Below are 23,800 nucleotides of genomic sequence, written 5' to 3'. Positions count from 1 at the left end.
TCAGTCGTCGCTGCTGTCAGCACCCGACAGCGTCTCGACGCGGTTGGATAGTTCGGTGACGACTTCTCGCTGCGTCTCCGTCTCCGTGGCAATATCTTCGACGGCCTCGGCCACGTCGACGGCGCGGTCACGGATGTCGTCGATTTCGGTCGCGACCTGTCCCATCGTCTCGGTCTGGTTCTCGTTGGCCGCCGAGACTTGGTTGATTCCGTCCGCGACGGTTTCGACCTGCGTCGAGAACTGTTCGAGGGCGTCGATAACTTCTTCGAGGCTCTTTGCCACCGTCTCCATCTGCTCGTCGGTCGACTCCGCAGCGGTTACCGTCGCTTCTGTCTGTGACTGAATCTCGGCAATACGGTCGGCAATTGCCTCGGTGTGGTCCTGTGTCTCCGTCGCCAGCGTCTTTACCTCGTCAGCGACGACAGCGAAGCCAGCGCCGCCGTCGCCGCCAGCACGGGCGGCCTCGATGTTCGCGTTCAGTGCGAGCATACTCGTCTGGTCGGCCACGTCGTCGATGACTTCCACGACGGTCTCGATATCGTCTGCGGAGTTCGCCAGTTCCTCGACAGTCTCGACCAGTTCAGCGCTCGTTTCGCGTACGTCGCTGGCGACCACTCGCGCGTCTTCACCGGCAGACAGTCCCTCTTCGACCGCTGTCAGCGCGGATTCCGCTGCCTCGGCAACGTCTCCGGCAGTCGAGGCCACGTCGTCGACGGCGGTCGAAATCTCGTTCATCTCCGCGGCCGCAGTATCGAGGGAGTTCGCCTGTTGTCCCGCACGTTCGTCGATACGGTCGGCCAGTGCGGCCGTCGTCTCCACTGACTTGGCCAGTTGTGTGGCTGTCTCCTCGACTTCCTCGGTGATGGCCTGGAAGCTCTCGGCCATCTCGTTAATTGCCGTCGTCAGCGCCAGTAACTCCTCGTCGACGACGTCGTGGTCGTCCGTGAACTCGGCTCTCGCGGCGAGGTCACCCTGGCCAATCCGGTCCAGCGTCTCGGTCACCTCGGTGATGAGATTCGCCATCGAGCGCTCGCGCAACACCTCCTCGCTCCGGTCCCAGACCAGTTCGAGCACGCCCGTCAGGTCGCCGCCGTCGAACAGCGGCATCGCCAGAAACTCGATGTGTGTCTCCGTCCCGCTCTGGTCTTTCGTGACGCTACGGTCGCGGTAGACGACGTTTGTCGTGTGGTCGTACTCGCTGTCGACGCGCTCGATATCCCAGTGTTCGTCGCCATCGTGGGGATTCTCGACCACCTTGTCGGCCAGACTGTAGTGGCGGCTGTCGTCGGTGTACGTCGCCGCGGCGATGGTCTCACGGTTGTCCTTGCCGACGAACTCCCGGTGGCCGTCGCCGAGGCTCAGCAGACTCCGAAGCCCGTCGTTGTATGTCACGACGGTCCCGTCACCGTCGAGCAGGAACGCTGGAAACGGAAGCGCCTCCAGCAGTCGTGTTGCCCCTCCTGTGCTGGTTTCCTCGGAATAAACAGTTGCGCCGGCCTGTGCGTCGGTCATAATCTGCTCAAATCCTGTCCGGAGCCGCTGTTTTGCGTCTCGGGCCTCGGGGCCAGACAGGTTCCCGAAAGCGTCGTCGAGCAACTCGTCGAACGCCGCCGTGTAGCTCCCGAGAAACTCGGTCACGGGAACCCCGGCAGTTTGCTGGTCGGCCGCAACCGCTCGGACGCGCTCGGTTCGTTGTGCACTCCCCTCGAAGACCGTCGAAAGCAACTCACACTGGCGTTCGCTGGCTTCTGGTGACCAGTCGTCGGCAATTGTTTCTGCCATCGCGTCCGCGCTCTGTTCCGAACTCGTCGCCCTGCTGGACTCCTCCCTCGTTCCGTTTCCTGTCGCCCCAAGAAGCGTCTGTAACGACTCTTTCATCGTCGTCCACCCCATGTCGCCGCGCGGCCCCAATCTTGACAATCCATGACTTCACATGGGTACTGACGGCATCGACCTACTACAATAGCGTGGTTAACGACGATAACCCCACACTCGATGTCGGCCCGGCAACGACACGCCTTTGCCCGGGATGCTCCAAACCCGTAGTATGGAACCAAAGCGGGAGCTCACCAGCGTCGACCTGGCCGCCCTGACAGGGGAGTTATCGGCCTACGAGGGGGCCAAGCTCGACAAGGCATATCTCTACGAGAACGGGCTGGTGCGGCTGAAGATGCGACATTTCGACCACGGACGCACAGAGTTACTCATCGACACCGGCGAGACGAAACATCTCCGCGTCGCCCCACCAGAACACGTCCCGCCAGCCCCGGAGCGCCCGCCGAATTTCGCGATGATGCTCCGGAACCGTCTCGAAGGCGCAGAACTCGCAAGTGTCGAACAGTTCGAGTTCGACCGTATTGTCGAGATTACCTTCGAGCGAGGCGATGGCTCGACGACACTGGTCGCCGAACTGTTCGGTGACGGTAACCTCGCGGTGCTCGACGAAACCGGTGAGGTCGTCGACTGTCTCAATACCATCCGGCTGAAGTCTCGCACCGTTGTCCCCGGCGGAACCTACGAGTTCCCGGACGCGCGGTTCAACCCCCTCCGTGTGGATTACGATACGTTCGAGGCGCGACTTGACCAGTCCGACACCGACGTTGTTCGGACACTGGCGACACAGTTGAACTTTGGTGGTATCTGGGGCGAAGAGCTCTGTACTCGCGCCGGTGTCGAGAAGACACTGGCTATCGGGGACGCCGAAGCGCGCCAGTACGAAGCGCTGTACGAGGAAGTTCGCAAACTCCGCGAACGAATCGACACCGCAGATTTCGACCCACGAGTCTACCGTGAGCGAACCGATGACGAGGACAAGTCGGGCCAGCGGATGGACGTGACTGCGGTCCCGATGGAGGAGTACGGCAACCTCGAACCCGAGCGCTTCGAGCAGTTCACCGACGCGCTGGACGATTACTTCACACACTTCGACGAGGATGAAGACGAAGAAGTTGCGACCGAGAACCACAACCGGCCGGATTTCGAGGCCGAGATCGAGAAACAACAGCGAATCATCGAACAGCAGCAGGGCGCAATCGAAGACTTCCAGCGCCAGGCCGATAGAGAGCGTGAGAAGGCTGAACTGCTGTACGCGAACTACGACCTCGCCAACGAAATCCTCTCAACGGTCCGGAACGCACGCGACGAAGGCACACCGTGGGCGGACATCGAGGAGCGCTTCGAGCAAGGCATAGAGCAGGGTATCGCCGCGGCGGAGGCTGTCAGGTCAGTCGACGGCAGCGAGGGAACGGTGACGATTACGATTGACGACGAGGACGTGACGCTTCGTGTCAGCGATGGCGTCGAGAAGAACGCAGACCGACTCTACACGGAGGCCAAGCGAATCGAAGGAAAAAAAGAGGGTGCACAGCAGGCCATCGAGAACACCCGCGAAGAACTCGAAGCGGTCAAAGAGCGCCGCGACCAGTGGGAGGCCGAAGACCAGAGCGAAGCAGACGAGGGCGAGGAAGAAGACGAGGACGAGGATATCGATTGGCTCTCGCGCTCGTCGGTGCCTGTACGCAAATCCGAAAACTGGTACGAGGACTTCCGGTGGTTCCACACGAGCGATGGCTTTCTCGTCATTGGCGGCCGGAATGCAGACGAAAACGAGGCAATCGTCAAGAAGTACCTCTCTCGCGGAGACCTGTTTTTCCACACGCAGGCCCACGGCGGTCCCGCAACAGTGTTGAAAGCGACCGGCCCGAGCGAGGCCTACGACGATTCCCTCGAGATTCCCGACCGCTCGAAGGAGCAAGCCGCCCAGTTCGCAGTCTCGTATTCATCTATCTGGAAGGACGGGCGCTTCTCGTCTGACGCGTACATGGTCGACCACGACCAGGTGTCGAAGACGCCCGAAAGCGGTGAATTCTTGGAGAAAGGAGGGTTCGCAATCCGTGGCGACCGCACCTACTTCGAGGATACGCCGGTGGGCGTCGCGGTTGGGATCACCTGCGAACCCGAGACGCGGGTCATCGGCGGCCCGCCGGAACCGATCCGTGAGCGCGCAGAGACGGTTATCGAGGTCGAACCGGGCAAATACGCCCAGAACGACATCGCAAAACGTCTCTACCGGGAGTTCCGAGAGCGGTTCGCAGACGATTCGTTCGTCCGGAAGGTTGCCAGCCCAGACCTCATTCAGGAGTTTCTGCCGCCGGGCGGTAGCGTGATGCGAGAGTAGCGGACATCGTTTTTGTGACCGGTTCCGACTCAGAACTCGAACTGTGACCGTTCGCCACCAGACATCCCTATCTTCATAGGACCCGAGAGAGTATGAGCCGCTATGTTCGAGAAGTCGACCTGGATTCGACTCCCGCGGAGCGTGGTGGTGGGCCACGGCGTCCTCGGCCAGACCGCAGATGTGGTCGCAGATACCCATCTGCCCGGCCAACCACTCATCGTGACCAGCCCAACTCCCCGGGAAGTCGCAGGTGAGCAGGTGATCGACGCGCTGTCGAGTGTCGGTCCAGAGCCCGAGATAATCATCGTCGAGGAGGCGAGTTTCGACGCCATCGAAGAAGTACTCGCGCGCGCTGAGGCAGTCGACCCCGGCTATCTGGTTGGACTCGGTGGCGGGAAAGCAATCGACATCGCAAAAATGGCCGCCGCAGACCGTGACCTCGGGTTCATCTCGATTCCGACAGCAGCGAGCCACGACGGTATCGTCTCTGGTCGCGGGTCGGTCCCCGACGGCGACACGAGACATAGCGTCGCCGCCGAACCACCGCTTGCAGTCATCGCTGACACCGAAATCATCGCTGACGCACCGTGGCGACTCACGACCGCAGGCTGTGCGGATATCATCTCGAATTACACTGCAGTCCGGGACTGGCAACTTGCACACCGCCTCAAGAATGTCGAGTACTCCGAATACGCGGGCGCACTCTCACAGATGACCGCCGAGATGCTCGTCGAGCAGTCAGACTCGATCAAGCGAGGACTCGAAGAATCTGCCTGGATTGTCGTCAAGGCACTGGTCTCTTCGGGTGTTGCAATGAGTATCGCAGGCTCGTCTCGCCCCGCCAGCGGGGCAGAACATCTGTTTAGCCACCAACTGGACCGACTGGCTCCGGGGACGGCGCTACACGGCCATCAGGTCGGCATCGGGTCGATCATCACCGCATACCTGCAGGGTGGTAACCGCGAAGAGTGGCACAACGTCCGCGACGCGCTGGATAGTATCGGCGCCCCGACGACAGCCACAGAAATTGGTATCGACGATGACACAGTGATCGAAGCGTTGACCACTGCCCACACGATTCGCGACCGCTACACCATTCTTGGCGATGGAATCAGTGAAGACGCAGCCCGTGAGGCCGCGAGCGTTACGGGCGTCATCTAGGTCAGGCGTACGCCGGGTGGTCCTCGGCGTCGAAAGACTTCCAGACAGCAGGGTCGTCAGGCGCCCCGTCTGTGTACTGCGCTTCAAACACGACAGCGAGTGTGTACACCGTCTCTCGGTCCGTATCGGTTGCGTCCTGTAAACCGAGTATCGTCACTGCGTCAACCCCATCAATTTGACAGGTGACACCCGCTTCAGTTTCGACTGTCTGGCGTGCCACCCGTTCGAGTTCCGCGTCGATAGTCGTCTCTGCAGAGGGCAGTACCGTCGGTCCCTCGCGCTCGACGTGCAACACCTCAGACTGTTCGTTGTGAACTTTCGCGTACAGGTCGATCTGCTGGCACCCATCCTCACCGCGCCGATTTTCGTACTGTGCCGTCGGAACCGTCACGGTGCGCTGGCTGACCGAAAACGAGCCATACGACTCCTCCAGCGCAGAGAGCTGCGACTCTACCGCGCCGCTTGTCTGCTCCACCACTCCCATACTTCACACTGAACACCCCACGCACCTAAACCCGGCTGGACGTTATCAGTCTCAAAAACATCACTTATAAACAACTGAGGGCCCCACTCGGGTCTCGACTTGCGTGTATAGTACGTTTTTTAGCACTGGGTAACCCACCGATGAGCAATGAGTGAATACGACTACGACGATCTCGGGTTAGTTGCGGGACTGGAGATCCACCAGCAACTCAATACCGAGACGAAGTTGTTCTGTAACTGTCCGACGCGCCTGCGCGAACCGGAGGCCGCGACCCGGACGTTCACGCGGTATCTCCATCCAACAAAAAGTGAACTCGGCGAACTGGACCAGGCCGCCGTCGAGGAGAGCCGCGTCGACCGAGAGTTCGAGTATCTCGCCTTCGACAGCACCTGTCTGGTCGAGGAAGACGACGAACCGCCGCGACGAGTCGACACCGAGGCGGTCACGACGACGCTCGAAATCGCCCAACTGCTCGATATGGAGCCAGTCGACCAGGCCCACGTGATGCGGAAAATTGTCGTCGACGGCTCGAACACGACGGGGTTCCAGCGAACGATGCTCACCGCAACCGACGGTGTGATCGAAACCGACGAAGGGACTGTTGGTATCGAGGACCTGATGCTCGAAGAGGAGAGCGCCCAGCGTGTGGAGGAAACAGACGCTGGCGTGCGCTACAGCCTCGACCGTCTGGGGATTCCGCTGGTCGAGATTGGAACGAGACCAGACATCTCCTCACCGGAGCAGGCCCGCGACGCCGCCGAACGGATCGGGATGCTTCTGCGCTCGACGGGGAAAGTCAAACGCGGACTCGGGACGATTCGACAGGACGTCAACGTCTCGATTGCGGAGGGTGCCCGCGTCGAAATCAAGGGCGTCCAGAGCCTCGACGACATTGACGACATCGTTCGCAACGAAGTCCGCCGGCAGGTCGAACTGCTCGATATTGCCGACGAACTCGCAGATAGAGACGGCAGTGTCGGTCAGGTACAGGATGTCTCGGATGTCTTCGCTGAGACCGACAGCGGCGTCATCGGCGGCGCGCTGTCCGGTGGCGGAAAGGCCTACGCTGTCTTGCTGACCGGCTTCGACGGACTCGTCGGCCGAGAGATTCTGCCAGACCGCCGCCTCGGGACAGAGTTCGCCGACCACGCCAAGCGCCACGGCGCGGGCGGTATCTTCCACACTGACGAACTACCTGCCTACGGCGTGACCGAAGCCGAAGTCGAAGAACTACGGGATGCGGTCGGTGCTGGCCCAGAGGACGCCGTTGCGCTGGTCGCCGACGACCCAGAGACAGCAGAACTCGCAATCGACGCCGTCGCGGACCGGGCCGAGCAGGCACTGGAGGGCGTTCCCGAGCAGACACGGGACGCGAACGAGGACGGGACGACGCGGTACCTTCGACCGCTGCCCGGCGCGGCGCGGATGTACCCCGAAACCGACGTACCACCGGTTGACCTCGACCCGACCGAAGTCGACACGCCGGAGCTGCTGACCGAGAAAGTGAACCGGTACGAATCAGAGATGGGTCTCGACCCCGCCCTCGCGGAGCAAGTGGCCTACGGCCGCCGAATGAAACTGTTCGAGCGCGCCGTCGAGATGGGCGTCGACCCGACCCAGGCCGCGGGCACTCTCGAATCGACGGTCACGGAACTCCGTCGTGACGATGTTCCCGTCGAGAATCTCACCGACGGCCACTTCGAGGAGCTGTTTACGCTGCTGGCTAAGGACGAACTTGCAAAAGAAGGTGTTCCGGAGCTTCTGACCGCGATGGCAGAGAACCCCGACTTGACGGCGTCCGAAGCCGCCGAGCAACTGGACCTCGGCAGTGCCGGCGAAGACGAGGTTCGAGAGGCTGTCGTCGAGGTGGTGTCGCGCCACGAAGACCAGATTGCCGATGAAGGAATGGGTGCGTTCTCCGCGCTGATGGGTGAGTGCATGGGCGCGCTCCGTGGGAAGGCAGACGGCGACGTGGTGAGCGACGTGCTCCGTGAAGAGATTCAGAAACGAGCCTGACCGGACTCACTCGTCATTCGCCAGCGTGAAGACGGGAACCGGAACGGAGCGAACTGTCTTCTCAGCGACACTGCCCAGCAGGATTCGCTCTGCGCCGCGCCGCCCGGCCGTCCCCATCACCACGGCGTCGATGTCGTTGGCGTCGACGGTGTCGAGTATCTCTTCCAGTGGCGTCCCGTGCTCGACGTGTTCGACTGCCGTAACTCCCTGGTCTGCTGCCTCGGAGACGACCCCTTCGACGGCTTCGGTCGCCGCCTGCTCCTGTCTAGCCAGCCCCGAGCGAACGTCCACGCCGAACGAGCCTTCGTCGACGACAGACAGCACGTGGACGGTCGCGTCAAGCGCCGCCGCCAGCGAGCAGCCGTACTCGCCGGCACGGACGGCACTTGGACTCCCATCCGTCGGAATGAGGATGTTCTCGTACGGAAACTGGAACTGTTCGTCGGGCTCCATTCGCGCCGTGAGCACCGGCAGCGAGGACAGGCGCACAACTTTTTCAGTGACACTGCCGAGCAGGTACCGCGACACCCCCTGACGACCGTGTGTCGGCATCGCAATCAGGTCGTAGTCGTACTCGTCACCGTACTCGACAATCGTCGGTGCTGGGTTACCCTGCACGACGTCAGAGTCGTACTCTACGCCGAGTGTGTCCAGTGTCTCTTCGGCCTCTTCGACGATACCCTCGCCTTTCTGGACGAGAGCGTCGACGACGTCCGTTTCGACGACTGTGACGCTGTCGCGGGTCGTATCGGCCACGAAGAGGAGGTGGATAGTGGCGTCGGCCCGGTGAGCGATTTCGGCCACATGATGCAGTGTCTCCGCTGCCCCGTCACTCCCGTCGAATGGGAGCAAGATGTCATCGTACACGTCTGTGGCTACGAGCACCACTATAAAAATGGTTTGGCACCCGTCCGCCGACGACCTAGCCGAACAGCCGCTGGCGCAGCGACCGCCGGTACGGTTTTTCCGCGAGCAACACCGAACAGTCGACAGTGTTGACCACGTCAAGATGCAGCGAGTTCGAGGCGAGTCGGGAGAGCAGTCCTCGTTCAGTCGCGCCCAGCAGCACCAGCGACCGCTGCTCGGCTTCGCGCTCGATTGCCCCCTCCACGTCCCCGGAGTCGTCGACGATGAGTCTCGCGTCGTCGAGGCCACGGTCGGCGGCCCACGAGGAAAGGAACCGTTCGCCGGCCTCGCGTTCCTCGGGGCTGTCGACGACGTGCAACAGCGAGACATCGACGCCAACTTCCGTCTGGAGCGCCCGAACGACTTCGGCACTCAGGTCCGAGTCCGGACCGCCGGCGGTGGCGAGCAGTACCTCGTCCAGTTCCAGCCCGCGGTCTTTGAGCACCAGAAATTCACAGGGAAGCGTGCCGGTGAGTTCGTCGATTTTGCTGGCAGACTTGATGGTTCCCCACGGCTTGTTGTCGTCCCACGCCATCACGACCTGGTCCGGCTGCTCGTCGGCCACCTGGTGGAAGATTTCTCTGAAGGCGTTGTAGGAGACAACTGTCGAACTCTCGACGGCGAGGTCGAAATCCTCCGCGCGGTCACGGAAATCACTGAGTTTCCGCTCGGATTCGCGGACAATCTGCGCCCGCTGTCCGGAGCCAGCACGCATCGTCATCCGGTTTGGTACCTCTACGATGTGGACCAGATGGACCGAGACGTTCTGGTGCTGGCTGGCGACAGTGTAGGCAAATTCGACGAGTCCCGACTCAGTTCGGGGATTCGAGATGGGGACCATGATTTGGTGGCCCTCACCCGGGCCGTCTGAGCCACCGTGGGTGTCCAGAAGCGGGACGTACTGGCGGCCGACCAGACTCCCCAGGGCCCACTCTTCGGGTGAGAGTCGGCTGAAGCTTCTGTCGTCGTCCATCGGACCGAGTCGTCCCTCGCTGGTCTGGTAGTAGTTGACGACCGTAACGAGGACGACGCCGCCGACCGTGTTACCGAGAAAGACCGGTATCACGAACTGGAGCATCCCCGTCGCGGCCCCGACCTGACCAAGCGAGAGCAGAAAGACCATCTCGGTGAACGAGACGACGACGTGATAGAGATTTCCGAGCGGGATACAGAGGAAGGCCAGATAGACGACGACGAGCCGAGAAATCGTATCACGGGAGGCGTACTCGACCCAGACGACGCCGGCGACAATCAGCCCCGCGAATGCGCCCTTGAAAAAGAGGTTCCAGACCGGTTCCTCGATCCCCTTTTGCCCGAGATATTTGACCATCCCGAAGGCCTCCGGCGTGAGCACGCCGGTTTGAGCGAGCACGAGTGCGCCAATAGCGCCGCCGGTGAAGTTACCGAGCGCGACGATTCCCCAGTTGCGAAAGAGTGCAGGGAAGGACGCAAGGCGTTCGAGCGTCAACGCGACCGGCGGCAGTGTGTTCTCCGTGTACAGTTGGTAGCCGCCGATGATGATGTAGATGAATCCAATGGGATACAGCATCGACGCGACCACACGGTTGGCGTCGGCGAACTCGTTGGTCGGTGACGTGGTTGCGAGCAGTGAGGCGTAGACGAGGACGGTAATCGTGATGGCGAACCCACCGGCGACGGCACTGAAAAACAGTTCGCGCCGGCCTTCGGTGATCTCCTCCTCTGCGGCGGCGATAATCCGCTGGAAGATTTCGTCCGAAGAGAACCGGTCCCGGACGACCGACCCCTCAGAGGGCGGCCCACCGCGCTGATCGGAACTCTGCTCGGGTTCGTCGTCACTGTGCGACATTCGACTGTGGCTTCCATAGCGGCGCTGGTAATAGTTTGGATTACGGGTCGAGGTTCGAGACTGTGCCGACACCTTTCGATTGGCCCTCTCGGAAGACGAACCGCTGGCCCTCTTCGATGAGGTACGGGCGGAACTTGAACCGGACCGTTGCAGTCCCGCTGTCGCCGGGGAGGAGTTGGCCATCGTCGGGATAGATTGCCGCCGCCTCGCTGACGGTTTCGAGATGGATGACCGGTTCGTACCCCTCGCCGATGGTCGTCGGATGGTTGAGCACCATCACCTCGGCCTCGAACTCCCTGACCGGGTCGGGGTTCGCGTCCCGCGGCAGAAGTGCCATTCCGCGCTCGATTTCTGCCTCGTCGACACCCTTGAGCGCGATGCCGACGATTCGCCCCGCGGTTGCTTCCTCGACGCGGTGGTAGTGCATCTCGATACTGCGGACTTCTACGTCGCGGAAGGTGCCGTCGGGCATCGGACCGAGCAGGAGTTCGTCGCCGGCCTCGACGCTGCCGGTTCTGATCGTCCCCGACGCGACTGCACCGACACCGGTGACATTGTACGTCCGGTCGACGTACATCTGAAACTCGTCGGCCTCGGTCGTGTCGCCGGTTTTGGGCAACTGCTCGAACAGCGTATCCAGGTCGTCGAGTCCCTCCTGCGTAACCGCACTCGTCGTAAGGACCGGGACGACAGTCTCACTGATCTCGTCGATAGCTGCCTCAACGCCGTGGCGCTGTACTCGCAGCGGCGAGCGGTCTGCGTCTCTGAGGAGTCGCTCAATTTCTCGTTCGACCTCGGTGAGACGCTCGTCATCGACCAAGTCAGCTTTTGTAATTGCGACGATGGTCGGTAACTCCGTAGCGAGCAAGATTCCCAGATGTTCTCGAGTGGTTTTCGTGGGGCCGTCGTCGGCAGCCACGGTCAGGAGTCCGTAATCGAGTTTCTGGCCCACCAGCCCACGAATGGTGGTTCGGAGCCACGGCTCGTGACCCACAGTGTCGACGAAGGAAACCAGACGGTCGGCCTCCTCGACGATACGAGCGCGGTCGCCCTTGCGGTGTGGGTTGTCCATTCGGACAGGACCGTCGGCGTCGAAGCCGTAGACACCGTAGGACAGGTCTGCCGAGAGACCGCGTTCGATTTCGTGAGGGCGGACATCCAGAAAGCCCCGAGTGCCACCCTGGCCATCGTCGGCCTCGCCGGTGACGAGAGAGCCGACGAGTGTCGATTTCCCGTGGTCGACGTGGCCGGCAGTCCCGATAACGATGTGTTCGTCGTCTTCCATCACCGGCCCTTCTTCGACGGTAGCGAGTCCAACCAGTCGTGTCTGTTCGTCGTTCGTCTCGCGCCAGTCGACGCCCCAAGTTTCCACGTCGGCGATGTGAGCGTCTGCCTTCTCGGCGAGCAAAGACAGCACATCCATCGACTCGGAGAACGTCTCCTGACCGATTCCCGAGATCGTCCCGTCGTCACTGACCCCGATTACGTAGGTTGCGGTCCCATCGCCCGAGAGTACCCGGTGTCGCAACTGGGCGACGAGACTATCTAAGCGGTCATCTGAGAGATGAAGGTCCTTCGTGAGCCGTTCTTTGAACTCCACGCTCCCGCCCTCGCGTTCACCGCGCTCGATGACGCGTTCGAGGGCGGCGGGTTGCGGGCCCATGGCGTGGGGTTACATGCCATTGTAAATAAGCCTTCCCCGGCGTTGCACCCCTTACACCGGCTAAACCAACCGACCTGCAGGCTCAGAAACGTGACTCAAGGATTCAAGTTCACGTCGACTAACTGTCAAAGTAGATGCGCATCTTCTCTTCACGGAGCGCGCGCTGGCGGGCAGTTGCAGGTGTGGCGCTGTTGCTCGTCGCTGTCGTGACACTGTCGTATCTCGTCCGGCAGTATGTGCCGTTCATCTTCGACGCCGAGCAGTTGCGAGACTGGCTCGACCAGTTCGGCGTCTTTGCGCCGCTGGCACTGATCCTCATCCAGGCGACACAAGTCATCGTCGCACCGATTCCTGGGCAGGTAATCGCACTCGTCTCCGGCTACGCATTTGGCCCAGTGGCGGGCACAGTGTACAGTCTTACGGGCGTACTACTGGGTAGTGCCGTCGCCTTTACCCTCGCCAAGCGGTTCGGGCGGCCGTTTGTCGAACGCTTGTTGCACGAGGACGTGGTGACACAGTTCGACGGGTTTGTCGACCGGGTCGGAATTCCGGGGCTGTTTCTGTTCGTTATCATTCCCGGACTACCCGACGACGCCATCTGTTTTCTCAGTGGTCTCACCAAGTGGCGGCTCAGAACATTTCTGGTTGTCATCATCGTTGGGCGGCTCCCAGCGTACGTACTCACAGTGTATGCTGGTGGCGAACTGGCCGCGGGAGACGTCAAACCAGCACTGGTGCTGTTGGGTGTACTCGCGGCTGTCTCTGTACTCGGCTATCACCAGCGCGAGCGAGTTCGCTCACTTATTGGGTCTCTCGGCTGGTAGGCGGCGCTACGTCTAAGGGGTGCAGACTATTCGAAGGGCGACCATCTGGAACACGTAGCAAACAGGTTTATGTTATCCACCGACTAAGCACAGTCAATGCGGTTTCTCTCGGACAGTAGGGCTCAATCTGTGCAGGTTGGAGCCGTGATACTGTTCGGGGTTCTTATCGTTCTGTTGTCGACGTGGCAGGCGTTCGTGATTCCGGACCAGAACGAGGGCATCGAATTCAACCACAACGGCGAGGTCCAACAGCAGATGACCGAACTGCGCAGCACGGTGCTCTCGATGCCCGGCGCAGACACGACACGCTCTGTGACGGTCACCCTCGGCCTACGGTATCCCTCCCGGACGGTGTTCATGAACCCACCGCCTGTCAGCGGGACATTGCAGACGCTGGATACGACAGACCCAGCGTACAATATTACGATTGCAAACGCCCAGCCGGGGAACGACGACCTGGCGCAGTTGTGGGCACAGCAAGGCTCACAGTACAACACTGGCGCGATCGAGTACAGCCCCTCGTACAACCAGTACCAGAGCGCGCCTCGAACAATCTACGCCCACTCGGTGCTGTACAACAAGTTCGACCGGGAAGACCAGCAGTTGCCGATCACAGGGCAGTCGCTTGTTCGCGATGATACGATTTCGATCGTGACGCTCAACGGAACGCTGACTGAAACCCGAGTCGATAGTACGTCCGTCGATTTCGAGCCAGTGAGTACACGAACTCGGGAAGTCGAAATTGCGCCAGATGGTGGCCCGATAACACTGGAGCTTCCGACACGGCTCAGCGAGAGTCGGTGGGAGACGCTGCTGGCCACCGAGCAAAACATCGAGAATGTGTCTGTAGACCAGTCAGCGATTCCAGACGAGGAACTCGGGCTACTGCGCGTCGAGCTTGCGGATGGAGCCAACGCCCCAGATTCGTACACGCTCCAACTCTCGAAGGTGGGGATTGGAACGAGCGTTACACAGGAGCAGAAGGCGTACGTGACTGACGTGGCCGGAAACGGCTCGGTGATTCAAACCAGTGAGACACAGGCGGTGACTATCGAGGTGCGAAACCGGTACAACAAACCCATTACTGGAGCAGATATTCAGGCCTCTGCTGAGGGCGGCGTCTTCGGAAACGAGAATCCAACAACGAGCGCGTCAACAGACAGTGACGGTCAGGCAACCCTCCAGTACACGGGAACGGTGACCGGCGACAACAGCATTAACGTAACTATCGAGTCATTCCAGCCCACTGCTGGGAACTCTTTTGACGCCACAACGCCGACAAACCTGACGACGACGGTTACTGTCAACCGCCAGCCGACAAGTGGTGGCGGCGGCGGTGGGAGCGGTGCGTACAACGTGACGTGGGTGAACCCAGAGACCGGCAACTCCGAGGTAACCTGTTCGCCATCTTCACCTGACCCTCCGGAGACCTGTACTATCGATGCCCAGGCTAGCTCGTACAGTCTGGACCTCACGATGGAGACTGACCCAGTCGCCGATGGCGCAGATGTGACATACAGCGTGAGCAACCAGACCGTTGGCACGGTAAGTCCACAATCCGGAACAACCGATTCGGCAGGCACAGATACCACGACACTCACAGTGACGGAGAATGGGACGGTGAATACGTACGTCAACAGTGGGTCGTCTGGAGACAGAATTGAGTTCACTGTTGAGAATATTATCGTTGACGAAACGACCGCTGACTTCACATTCTCGCCGACAAACCCAGGAGTCGGAGAATCTGTCGAGTTCAATGCCAGTACATCCTCGACCACAAACGGAAGTATTACTTCCTACGATTGGGACTTCGGAGATGGCACGACCGGAACAGGAGAGGTTGTTAATCATAACTACTCCAGCGCCGGCACTTACACAGTGACCTTGACGGTGACAGATAGTAACGGAACCACGGACAGTGTGTCGAAAGATGTGACTGTTAGAGCGCCGGCACTGTTCACGGCCGTTGGCCCGAACCCAGACGATAACAGCAACGATGATACGGAATTCGTCCGTGTGCAGTTCCCCGCCAATGAAGATACGAGCAGTTGGACAATCGAGACAGCCGACGGAGACACGGTGGCGGTCGGGAGTGATTTCGATGGTGAACAGTACTTCGCATACAACAAGGCGAAGTTCGTCGACCGGTGGGGAATCAGCGCCAGTCAGGTCACAGACATCACTACTCGAATTCTCGCAAACAGCGGTGACAACCTGCTCCTGAAGGACGGCTCTGGAACAGTCCGAGATGAGTTTGGATACAACGGTGAAACCACGTCGAACGGATGGGACCTCTCGTTGAATGAAGGAGACGTGGCTGTGCGGGAAACGGGCGGCAGTGGCAGTTACATCGACACAGACGCTGCCAGTGACTGGCGGATAGAGAGCGAAGACACGTTCTTCAGCGGTGAGGATACGCCCGCACTGACTGCAGTCACCGTCGAAAATGCACCATTGAATCAGAGTGACACCGGGGTCACTCACTCGGTGACGCTGCAGTTCAACCAGACAATGGATACCTCCGTCCAGCCAACAGTGGGACTCAGCGATCTTGGAAGTAGTGGAACGTACAACTCATCGCTTGCGAGCAATGGTGCCTGGGTTGACGACACGACTTGGCAGAGTGAGTTTACCTTAGCCGATGACGATGAGGATGTAACCTCGACAATTGACGTCGCCGACGCAAAGAACCAGTTCGGCGAGACGATGAACCGCGACACGTCGAACACGTTCGTCGTGGATACCCGAGAGCCGAACGACCCCGGCGAGGTCCGCATCAACACTGATCCGATCAACATCAACAACCAGGACTCCGTGTCGGTTGATGTGGATGTCGATAACCCTGACGACGATGGGGGCACAGTGTTCGTCCGAATCGCAGACAATGACGGCAATACCGTGACTGCGAGCGGCCCACTCCAGTCCGGGAGCGGGACTGTGACGACGACGATTACCGGCATCGACGTCACGCCGCTGAACGACGATAACAGCATAACTGCCAGGGCCCGGGTCGTCGACGACCTCGCCAACGAGAATCCGAGTGGGTTCACTGCCCAGAGCAACGGCGTCCTCAAGGACACGCAGCGACCGACGATTGAACGATTCAACTTCACAAATAACACTCCATCAACAGACGAACTAACTGTGGAGATAGACAGCAGCGAAAAGTTAGACACGATCTCAGTCGAGATTGAAGATAGCAGCGGGACAGTGGTGGCCACGCTGACAGAGGCTGATATCACTAATACCGATTCGACGAACAATGTCTACACACTGAAATACAACGCACCTGCCGAGGACACGTACACGGCCATCTTGAGGCAGGCTGAAGACCAAGCAGGCAATGATGGAGCAGGCAGTGAGACTGATACAGCAACATACGACACAACGTCGCCGACGTTCCAGAGTGCGTCGGCCGAGGGCCAAGACACCAATAATGACGACAAGAATATAGAACGAGTCGTGTTCACTTTCGATACCACGGACAATATAGAGGTTCAGAGGGTGACTGTGAGAGCATTTGACGGTGGGACTACGCTTGGGACAAACTCAACTACTTCACAGACAGACACGCTTACGATAGACAACTTCGGTAGTGCGAAGACCAACGGAAACGGTAATTTCGTCGACGTCGAACTTCAGGTGACCGATACTAGTGGCAACAGTCGAACATGCGAAGGAACAATTAACAGTGAAGGTGAAATCATCAGAAAGAGTCAGAACGACTTCACCTGTAGCAGCCCGTGACCATACACGAGACTCTCTCGATTGACCAAAATCAGACTTAGTTCGACAATCAACGAACTCAGCGTCGACAGACACTTATAGCTATTCGCCGACACTCCATCTATGACAGAAGTCGGAATCGACGGGATCGAAATCTGGGCAGGAAAACTCGAACTGGACCTCGCAGAAGTGTTCGCGCCGGCACAGGGCGATGACCCCGGCAAGTACACCAAGGGACTCGGCCTCTACTCGTCGTCACTGCCGGATGTCTACGAAGACATCGTGACGATGGCGGCGAACGCCTCGAAGCGGTTGCTCGAACGAAAAGGGCTGGAACCAGACGACATCGGCCGTATCGACGTGGCGACGGAGAGTTCCTTCGACAAGTCCAAGCCGATTTCGACGTACGTCGCAGGCTGTCTCGAACAGATTTACGAGGGGGACTTCCACCACGCGAACAAGGGCGAACGGAAATTTGCCTGCGTCTCGGGAACACAGGCGCTCGACGACGCCTACAACTGGATTCGGGCAGGTCGGAACCGCGGCCGGAAGGCGCTCGTTATCGCCACCGACACCGCGCTGTACGCACGGGACGACCCTGGCGAGGCGACACAGGGTGCCGGTGCAGTTGCGATGCTCATCGACGAAAATCCAGACGTGACGGCGCTTGGCGACGCGCAAGGGTTTGGCAGCGCAGACGAGACAGACTTCCTCAAGCCAAACCAGCAGTTCCCGAGCGTCGACGGCAAACGCTCGATGCAGGTCTATCTCGCACGCATGCGCGAAGCGATGATGGACTTCGAGCGCGCCGGCGGCGACACCCATCCCGACAACTTCGCGCTGATTCCGTTCCACACGCCGTTCCCGGGGATGGTCCGGAAGGCCGCGGTGCTTGGCTATCGCCACTGTATCCGCGGCACAGAAATCGAAGACGAACTCGCCGACCAAATCGGTCGCCAGCCGCGTCCGGAAGCCTTCGACGGCGAGGACGAATACCTCGAAGCAGTCAAGGAGTACACCGAAGCACTCGGAGAAACCCAGGAGTACAGCGACTGGTACGACCTGACGGTCAAGCCGACGCTCGCAATCTCAGAACAGGTCGGCAACTGGTACACCGGTTCGGTCCACATCGCCCGCGCGGCGGGACTGGCCGAGGCACTGAAAGAGGGCCGAGAAATCGAAGGTCGCCAGCTGCTGGTGGCGTCCTACGGCAGCGGCGCACAGGCAGAGATTCACGCTGAGACTGTCCAGCCGAACTGGAAAGACGAAGTTAGCCAACTCGACATCGACGAGCAGATCGAGAACCGCGAGGTGATCACCTTCGAGGAGTACGAAGCGATTCACGACGTGCACAACCACGACGCCGAAACCGATATGGAGCCGCTGACCACTCCAGACAACGAGTTCGTCTTCGACGGCTGGGGCCGGATGGGTGAGCGGAAGTACACCTACGTCGAATAGAGAGTTTGCGGGAGCTGAGTGACGGCGGTTCAGTTCACGCGAGAATGGCTCAGACAGACGAACTGTCGAGACAAGCAGCAGTCAGTGACGATGAGCCTCCCGTAAGTCAGTATTCCTCGATATCGATGACCTTCCGTGTCTCTTCGTGTGTAAGGTCGTCGTCCGCCGAAACAACTGGCGCACCCACCTCTCGTCCGACTGCAGCAATCAGCGCGTCCATCCCTGTAAGGAACGGCCCCGGAGGACCAATCTCGTCCGCGATTTCCCCGGCAACGGCTGCCGTCTGTTCGTCCGTTTCGTAGACCTCCCCCCACGCGAGGTCGGCTTTGGCTTCGGCAACATCGCCATCCGGGAGGTTTTCTTCACCAACGAGTACTTCGGCGTACGCTGGCACTGGGAGGACAAACTGCTCGGTATCGTTCGCGAGCAGATACTCCGCAGTCGCGTCCACACCATTCAAGTAGTCGATGAGAAACGTCGCGTCAAGGACCTTCATTCGTCTTCTTCCAACCGACGCATTCGCTCTTTTGACTCCGCTTTTTGTCCTTCGTGGCGCTCTCGAACACGATTTGCGTGCTCGTTCGACCACCGACCGAATCCAGCGAGAAGGTCGCGATTACTCTCCTCGTCCAGAATGCGTTCGAGAACGTCGTTGTAACTTTCCCCCTCTCGCCGCCGCCTGTCGAGCAGCTGTTTCACTCTGTCGCTGACTCGGATCTGGTCATCGGCCGCCGCCATTGCTATGTTGACATTCGCGTTGACACGGCTTAGTCCTTGGGCAGTACGCTACTGTCTGAGCCCAAAGCGCCACTATGGCAACTCGCGGTGGCGTTCGAGCATCGGTTCTAACTCCATTTTCGTCGTCGCGAGGGCGAATCCATCTGCACGGGCCAATTCTGGCGCGTGTTCCCAGACCGAGTTAGTCTCGAGGCCGTGCAAGACGACTGCGTGTGGCGTCGGCTTGACGACGCGAAGTGCGACCAGTGGGGATTCACCGCGGGTGACGTTCGTGAACACGAGGACGCGGTTCGTACTCTCGCCGTAGAGGTCGTAAAATTCGTCACTGGAGAGTCGCTTGATTGCTTCGATACTATCGATAATCGTATGTCCAGCGATGGTGTCGCGGGTCCCGCTGACCAGTTCTGTCGCGTCAACCGCGTCGTAATATCTGGATAGCGGGATTCGCGCGGGGTATTCCCGGAGGTCGAGCACTACTGAACTATCGAATCCAGCGGAGAGCACACGGGCGTACTGGCGTATGTGGTGGCCGCCGTTGCGGTCGTCGATGTCGAGTAGCGAGTCGACAGAGCGCCGCACAATCCCAATCCCAGGGTTATCACGCCGGCCGCTTTCGTAATCAGAGACGACAGAGGGCGAGACACCGAGTTCGCTGGCGAGATCAGTCTGGGCAATCTCGAAATCAGTGCGCCATTTGCGCAGCGTCGCACCGGGGTCGTCGCTCAGTGCAATCTCACCGGCCATCTTCTCGGCGAGTCGGTTTCGCTCCTCCCGAGCCATGTGTAGTCACCGGCTGGGGAACGAATAAGCGTACCGGGCTACAGGAATGTCGACGGCTCCGGGAGCTGTTCAGCGACCGCCGCTCCGTCGGTTGGGTCAGATAGCGTCGGGACAGTCCACACCGGGCAGCCACACATCCGTTCGATTTCACCGGGATTCGTGCGTTCGGCGACTGTGGCCCCGTCGTACTGGTTGAGGACGACACCAGCGACCGGAACGTCACGCCCTCGGAGGGCGTCGACGCTCAGCGTCGTGTGGTTTAACGTCCCCAGTCCAGAGCGAGCAACGACAATCGCCGGAATCGAAAGGTCAGAAACGAGGTCGATAATCTCTTGCGGTGGGTCGTTCGACAGCGGGACGCGGAGGCCGCCAGCGCCCTCGACGATGCCCACCTCCGAGTTAGCCACTGCCTCACGGGTGTCCGCGAGCAGTGAGTCGTACTCGATTGGGTCATCGCTCCGGCGGGCCGCGACGGCAGGGGCAAGCGGTTCTGCGCGCGTTCGGAGCCGGACTGCTGCCGACTCGTCGCCACAGACCTCGGCAACAAATTCAGCGTCGTCATCTTCAGGGAATCCAGTCTGGGCTGGCTTGATTGCACGAGCGGCCTGCCCTGCCGCGCGGAAGGCAGAGACCAGTCCCGCGGTGATGACAGTCTTGCCAATTCCGGTGTCCGTGCCGACGACAGCGAGACTCACAGCAACCCGACCTCCTCGCCAGCGGCCTCGAAGGCAGCGAGACAGGTGTCGATGTGGCGGTCGGTGTGTGTTGCCTGTGGCGCAACCCTGATTCTGCTCGTCCCCGCCGGCACTGTCGGCGGCCTGATCGCTGGCGCAACAATGCCAGCCTCCTCCAGACGCTCGTCGAGTGCAACGGCATCCTCGCGCGAGCCCACGAGCACGGGCAGGATGTGGGTTTCCCCCATCACGTCGTAGCCCATCGACTCCAGACCCTCTCTGAGTCGGTCGACGTTGTGCCAGAGTGCGTCACGTTGCTCCGGAGCAAGTTCGAGGGCCTGCTCGGCCGCGGCGGCCGCAGGCGGTGCCAGTCCCGTCGAGAAGATAAACGACCGGGCGGCGTTCAGAATCCACTCGATAAGTGGCTCCGAGCCAGCGATGAACCCGCCCTGTGCACCAAGTGCCTTCGAGAGCGTCCCGAGTTGAATCTGGACCCGGTCCTCCAGCCCGCGCTCGCCGACAACACCGCCGTCGTAGACGCCCGTCGCGTGCGCTTCGTCGGCCATCACCCACGCACCGTAGGATTCGGCGACCGAGCACAACTCAGCGAGTGGGGCGATGTCGCCGTCCATCGAGAAGACTGAGTCGGTGACGACCAGCCAAGATTGTTCGGCGCGGGTCTCTCCGGCCCGCTCGGCCATCGCTGCGGCGAGGGCGTCGGGGTCGCAGTGGTCGTACACTACAACGTCAGCCTCAGAGAGACGCGCGCCGTCGATAATACTCGCGTGATTCAGTTCGTCGGAGAAGATAACATCCGGAGAGAGGGCTGTGAGTGTGCCGACGTTGGCGGCATAGCCAGACGAAAACGCCAATGCTCGCTCTGTCCCCTTCGAGGCTGCCAGCGAGCGTTCGAGTGAGCGATGAGCAGGTGTGTCGCCGACGACCAGCCGAGAGGCTCCCGCGCCGGTCCCGACAGTGCGGGCAGTCTCCGCTGCGGCGGTTGCAACGCGTTCGTCTCCCGCCAGTCCGAGGTAGTTGTTCGCCGCGAAGATGGTCTGCTCGTCGCGGAAGGTTGGCTCGTTCCCACCGGGGTCCTCGGCAACAGCGCTGTTGGCGCTCACGGACTCGACTGGCGAGAGGTCACGCCGGAGTCCGTTAGCTTCTCGTTCGCGCAGTTTGGCTTCTATCTCGAAACCGAAATCGACCGTTTTGGACATCTCAGAAGCCGGGCATCAGGTCGGCCGGGCCGAAGACGCCGTACTCGCCGGCCCGGTTGCGCCGGACGCCAGCCTTCAGATAGCCCAGTGCTGGCCCGTTGACGTTCGCTTCCATACTGGTCGCGTCGTCGAGTTCGAAGGTGTTGGTCCCGACTTCGCCGTCGAAGGTCCGCCCCGTCACGCGGACGGTGGTCGTCGTCGGCTTCTCGTCTGAGCGAACGTCGAGGATGCCACCGACAGTCACGTCCTCGGCGTCACAGATGCCGGCGCGCTCCAGGAGTACATCGTCGGCGTGTTCCATGTCGTTGAACTCGATAACACCATCGTGTTCGTCGACAATCTCCTCAATCTCCTCGTCGGTGAGCGCGCGTGCGCTTTCGATATCGTAGCCATCGAGGTGGGCGATGTCCTCCCGAACTGTCCCGCGATTATCCTCGTAGCCGGATTTGAGGCCGACGCCCCACCAGATTTCGACCTCCTCGATTTCGACGAAAGACTGGGCGGCGAGTGCAGCCGCACCTGTGAGAAAGCCGGGTGTTGCGCCCGCGCCGCAGACGAATGTGATACCGCTGTCTTCGAGCATCTCGGCGCGGTCGTCGAGCATCCCAATCACTCGCGAGCGCTTGAGCACGTCTACGAGGACGCCCTCGTACTCTGCCTCGGCAAAGCGTTCGGCAATTCGTGGGATAAAGTCGTGTTCGAGATTCGGCAGCGCGATCAGTACGGCGTCGATGGTATCCGACTCGGCGATGATGTCGTCAATCGGTGTCTCGGTCGGCGAGGCCTGTGCCGAGGCCACGACACCCTGGTCCTGACCAGTCTGTTTGACTGCCGCGCCGCCGTCAGAAGCGATGTTACCCTCCGTTGCGGCGAGCAGTTCGTCCGCGTCGAGCCCGTCGTGGTCGATTGCGACGCCGTCGCGGTCACAGGCCGCCACTGGCGTGAGGTGCGCTTTCGAGTTCGAGTATTCGATTGCGCGTCGGCCGATACCTCCGGTCCCAAGTACTGCGAAATGTACGTCGTCCATTGTCAGTCGTCGATGTTGGTTGCGTTGCTCGTTGCTGTCCCCGCCGCACTGCTTGGGTCTGGCTCACGGTGTCGCTCCTTCACTGCCTCCGGGTCGAAGGCGTTCGACGAGCGGTTCGGTTCCAAGCCCGCTCGCTCGATAATCTCGATGTCGTCGCCGGGGTCCTGTCCCTCCGTCGTCAGGTAATCCCCGGTCAGCAGGCCATCGGCCCCAGCCTCGAACGGCAGGTGCTGGTCCTCCGGCGCGAGATTCGCTTCGCGGCCGCCCGTGAGTCGCACGCGTGCGTCTGGATGAAGGAACCGATAGACTGCGATTGTTTTCATAATCTCCGACTTCGTGATGTCAGCGTGGTCCTGGTCGCCAAGCGGCGTCCCGGCCACGGGGTTGAGGATGTTGACCGGCAGTGAGGAGACGCCAATCTCCTGCAACTCGATGGCTGCGTCCACCCGGTCGGCGGGCGACTCCCCCATCCCGAGGATGACGCCGGCACAGAGGTCCATCCCGACCTCTCGCGCGCGGCGCAGCGTCACGAGTCGGTCCTCGAAGTCGTGGCTGCCGACGATTTCGTCGAAGTATCGCCGAGACGTCTCGATGTTGTGATTGTAGTGATTGAGCCCGATATCGGCGAGTTCTTGGGCTTCCTCCTCGGTGAGCAGGCCCAGCGAGGCGTCGGCTTCCACGTCAGTTTCGTCGCGTATCAGCCGAATTGCCTCACAAATTTCTTCCCACTCCTCGGGGCGGTTCTCTTTCGAGACACCCTTCTCCGCGACGACGATGCCGAACCGCTGGGCACCGTCGGCCTCGGCGCGTTTCGCGGCGTCGAGGACCTTCTCCGGACCGAGAAAGTCGTACGTGTCGATACCAGTGTCGAAATGAACTGACTGGGCGCAGAAGCCACAGTCTTCGGCGCAGTTGCCGGCCTTCGCATTGACGATGCTACAGGCGTCAACGGTGCCGTCAGAGAACTCCCGCCGCAAGAGGTCGGCGGCGGCGGCAAGTTCCTCGACTGGCTGGGCCAGCAATGCCAGTCCATCGGTCCGGTCGAGTGTCTCCCCATCGAGGACTCGCCGGACCGCCTCATCTATCGTCTGATTTCCCGTTTCGTAAACCACGCTAAC

General features: G+C 60.6%; 18 protein-coding genes. 6 read left to right on the top strand and 12 right to left on the bottom strand.

The genetic code is table 11. From position 1 onward, the window contains the following. Nucleotides 1–1,878, bottom strand: a complete 1,878-nt coding sequence (locus ACMGFM_RS03160) for a methyl-accepting chemotaxis protein (protein ID WP_436900924.1) — start codon at nucleotides 1,876–1,878, stop codon at nucleotides 1–3. 169 nt (nucleotides 1,879–2,047) lie between these two features. Here ACMGFM_RS03160 and rqcH point away from each other — a divergent pair, with 169 nt between their 5' ends. Both rqcH and ACMGFM_RS03150 read left to right on the top strand, forming a co-directional pair. After that, complete coding sequence (gene rqcH, locus ACMGFM_RS03155) at nucleotides 2,048–4,177, top strand: ribosome rescue protein RqcH (protein ID WP_436900923.1); 2,130 nt, start codon at nucleotides 2,048–2,050, stop codon at nucleotides 4,175–4,177. 102 nt (nucleotides 4,178–4,279) lie between these two features. After that, nucleotides 4,280–5,338 carry an NAD(P)-dependent glycerol-1-phosphate dehydrogenase gene (locus tag ACMGFM_RS03150; protein ID WP_436900922.1) on the top strand — a complete coding sequence of 353 codons (1,059 nt, stop codon included), beginning with the start codon at nucleotides 4,280–4,282 and terminating at the stop codon, nucleotides 5,336–5,338. Nucleotide 5,339: 1 nt separating this feature from the next. On the opposite strand, the gene ACMGFM_RS03145 is transcribed toward ACMGFM_RS03150, so the two are convergent. Next, nucleotides 5,340–5,822, bottom strand: coding sequence for a hypothetical protein (locus ACMGFM_RS03145; protein WP_436900921.1), 483 nt, complete (start codon nucleotides 5,820–5,822; stop codon nucleotides 5,340–5,342). Nucleotides 5,823–5,969: 147 nt separating this feature from the next. On the opposite strand from ACMGFM_RS03145, the gene gatE reads away from it, so the two are divergent. Next, on the top strand, nucleotides 5,970–7,838 hold the full coding sequence (gene gatE / locus ACMGFM_RS03140) for a Glu-tRNA(Gln) amidotransferase subunit GatE (RefSeq protein ID WP_436900920.1): 1,869 nt from the start codon (nucleotides 5,970–5,972) through the stop codon (nucleotides 7,836–7,838). A 6-nt stretch (nucleotides 7,839–7,844) separates the two neighbouring features. Here the strand turns inward: gatE and ACMGFM_RS03135 are convergent, their stop codons facing one another. The 3 genes from ACMGFM_RS03135 to ACMGFM_RS03125 are packed head-to-tail and all read right to left on the bottom strand — an operon-like array spanning nucleotide 7,845 to nucleotide 12,235. Beyond that, nucleotides 7,845–8,705, bottom strand: coding sequence for a universal stress protein (locus tag ACMGFM_RS03135; protein ID WP_436900919.1), 861 nt, complete (start codon nucleotides 8,703–8,705; stop codon nucleotides 7,845–7,847). A 55-nt stretch (nucleotides 8,706–8,760) separates the two neighbouring features. Further along, nucleotides 8,761–10,572 carry a formate/nitrite transporter family protein gene (locus tag ACMGFM_RS03130; RefSeq protein ID WP_436900918.1) on the bottom strand — a complete coding sequence of 604 codons (1,812 nt, stop codon included), beginning with the start codon at nucleotides 10,570–10,572 and terminating at the stop codon, nucleotides 8,761–8,763. Nucleotides 10,573–10,612: 40 nt separating this feature from the next. After that, nucleotides 10,613–12,235, bottom strand: a complete 1,623-nt coding sequence (locus ACMGFM_RS03125) for a GTPBP1 family GTP-binding protein (protein ID WP_436900917.1) — start codon at nucleotides 12,233–12,235, stop codon at nucleotides 10,613–10,615. Nucleotides 12,236–12,369: 134 nt separating this feature from the next. On the opposite strand from ACMGFM_RS03125, the gene ACMGFM_RS03120 reads away from it, so the two are divergent. From ACMGFM_RS03120 to hmgB, 3 genes are all read left to right on the top strand, one after another. Further along, on the top strand, nucleotides 12,370–13,059 hold the full coding sequence (locus ACMGFM_RS03120; RefSeq protein ID WP_436900915.1) for a TVP38/TMEM64 family protein: 690 nt from the start codon (nucleotides 12,370–12,372) through the stop codon (nucleotides 13,057–13,059). A gap of 96 nt (nucleotides 13,060–13,155) precedes the next feature. Further along, on the top strand, nucleotides 13,156–16,806 hold the full coding sequence (locus tag ACMGFM_RS03115) for a PKD domain-containing protein (protein WP_436900913.1): 3,651 nt from the start codon (nucleotides 13,156–13,158) through the stop codon (nucleotides 16,804–16,806). A 102-nt stretch (nucleotides 16,807–16,908) separates the two neighbouring features. Further along, nucleotides 16,909–18,246: a hydroxymethylglutaryl-CoA synthase gene (gene hmgB / locus ACMGFM_RS03110; protein WP_436900912.1), complete on the top strand. Its 1,338-nt coding sequence runs from the start codon at nucleotides 16,909–16,911 to the stop codon at nucleotides 18,244–18,246. Nucleotides 18,247–18,352: 106 nt separating this feature from the next. Here the strand turns inward: hmgB and ACMGFM_RS03105 are convergent, their stop codons facing one another. The 7 genes from ACMGFM_RS03105 to bioB all read right to left on the bottom strand — a co-directional run bounded on the left by ACMGFM_RS03105 (nucleotide 18,353) and on the right by bioB (nucleotide 23,794). Continuing rightward, on the bottom strand, nucleotides 18,353–18,742 hold the full coding sequence (locus ACMGFM_RS03105) for a PIN domain-containing protein (RefSeq protein ID WP_436900911.1): 390 nt from the start codon (nucleotides 18,740–18,742) through the stop codon (nucleotides 18,353–18,355). Then, nucleotides 18,739–18,984 (bottom strand): antitoxin VapB family protein, encoded by a 246-nt coding sequence (locus ACMGFM_RS03100; RefSeq protein ID WP_436900910.1) that lies wholly within the window; start codon nucleotides 18,982–18,984, stop codon nucleotides 18,739–18,741. The genes ACMGFM_RS03105 and ACMGFM_RS03100 overlap by 4 nt, the downstream gene beginning before the upstream one ends. 72 nt (nucleotides 18,985–19,056) lie before the next feature. Then, entirely contained in the window at nucleotides 19,057–19,764 is a 708-nt protein-coding gene (locus tag ACMGFM_RS03095; RefSeq protein WP_436900909.1) for a helix-turn-helix domain-containing protein, read from the bottom strand. 38 nt (nucleotides 19,765–19,802) lie between these two features. Next, nucleotides 19,803–20,459, bottom strand: a complete 657-nt coding sequence (gene bioD / locus ACMGFM_RS03090; protein WP_436900908.1) for a dethiobiotin synthase — start codon at nucleotides 20,457–20,459, stop codon at nucleotides 19,803–19,805. Beyond that, complete coding sequence (locus tag ACMGFM_RS03085; protein WP_436900906.1) at nucleotides 20,456–21,655, bottom strand: aminotransferase class I/II-fold pyridoxal phosphate-dependent enzyme; 1,200 nt, start codon at nucleotides 21,653–21,655, stop codon at nucleotides 20,456–20,458. The genes bioD and ACMGFM_RS03085 overlap by 4 nt, the downstream gene beginning before the upstream one ends. 1 nt (nucleotide 21,656) lies before the next feature. Then, nucleotides 21,657–22,682 (bottom strand): (S)-8-amino-7-oxononanoate synthase BioU, encoded by a 1,026-nt coding sequence (bioU, locus tag ACMGFM_RS03080; RefSeq protein ID WP_436900904.1) that lies wholly within the window; start codon nucleotides 22,680–22,682, stop codon nucleotides 21,657–21,659. Nucleotides 22,683–22,684: 2 nt separating this feature from the next. Further along, nucleotides 22,685–23,794, bottom strand: a complete 1,110-nt coding sequence (gene bioB, locus ACMGFM_RS03075) for a biotin synthase BioB (RefSeq protein WP_436900903.1) — start codon at nucleotides 23,792–23,794, stop codon at nucleotides 22,685–22,687. Between the last annotated feature and the right edge of the window lie 6 nt (nucleotides 23,795–23,800).

It is taken from the genome of Halovenus halobia (assembly GCF_051414135.1).
Classification (GTDB): domain Archaea; phylum Halobacteriota; class Halobacteria; order Halobacteriales; family Haloarculaceae; genus Halovenus; species Halovenus halobia.
Note: the sequence above shows the minus strand (reverse complement) of the source record. Positions and strands in the feature narration are given on the sequence as shown.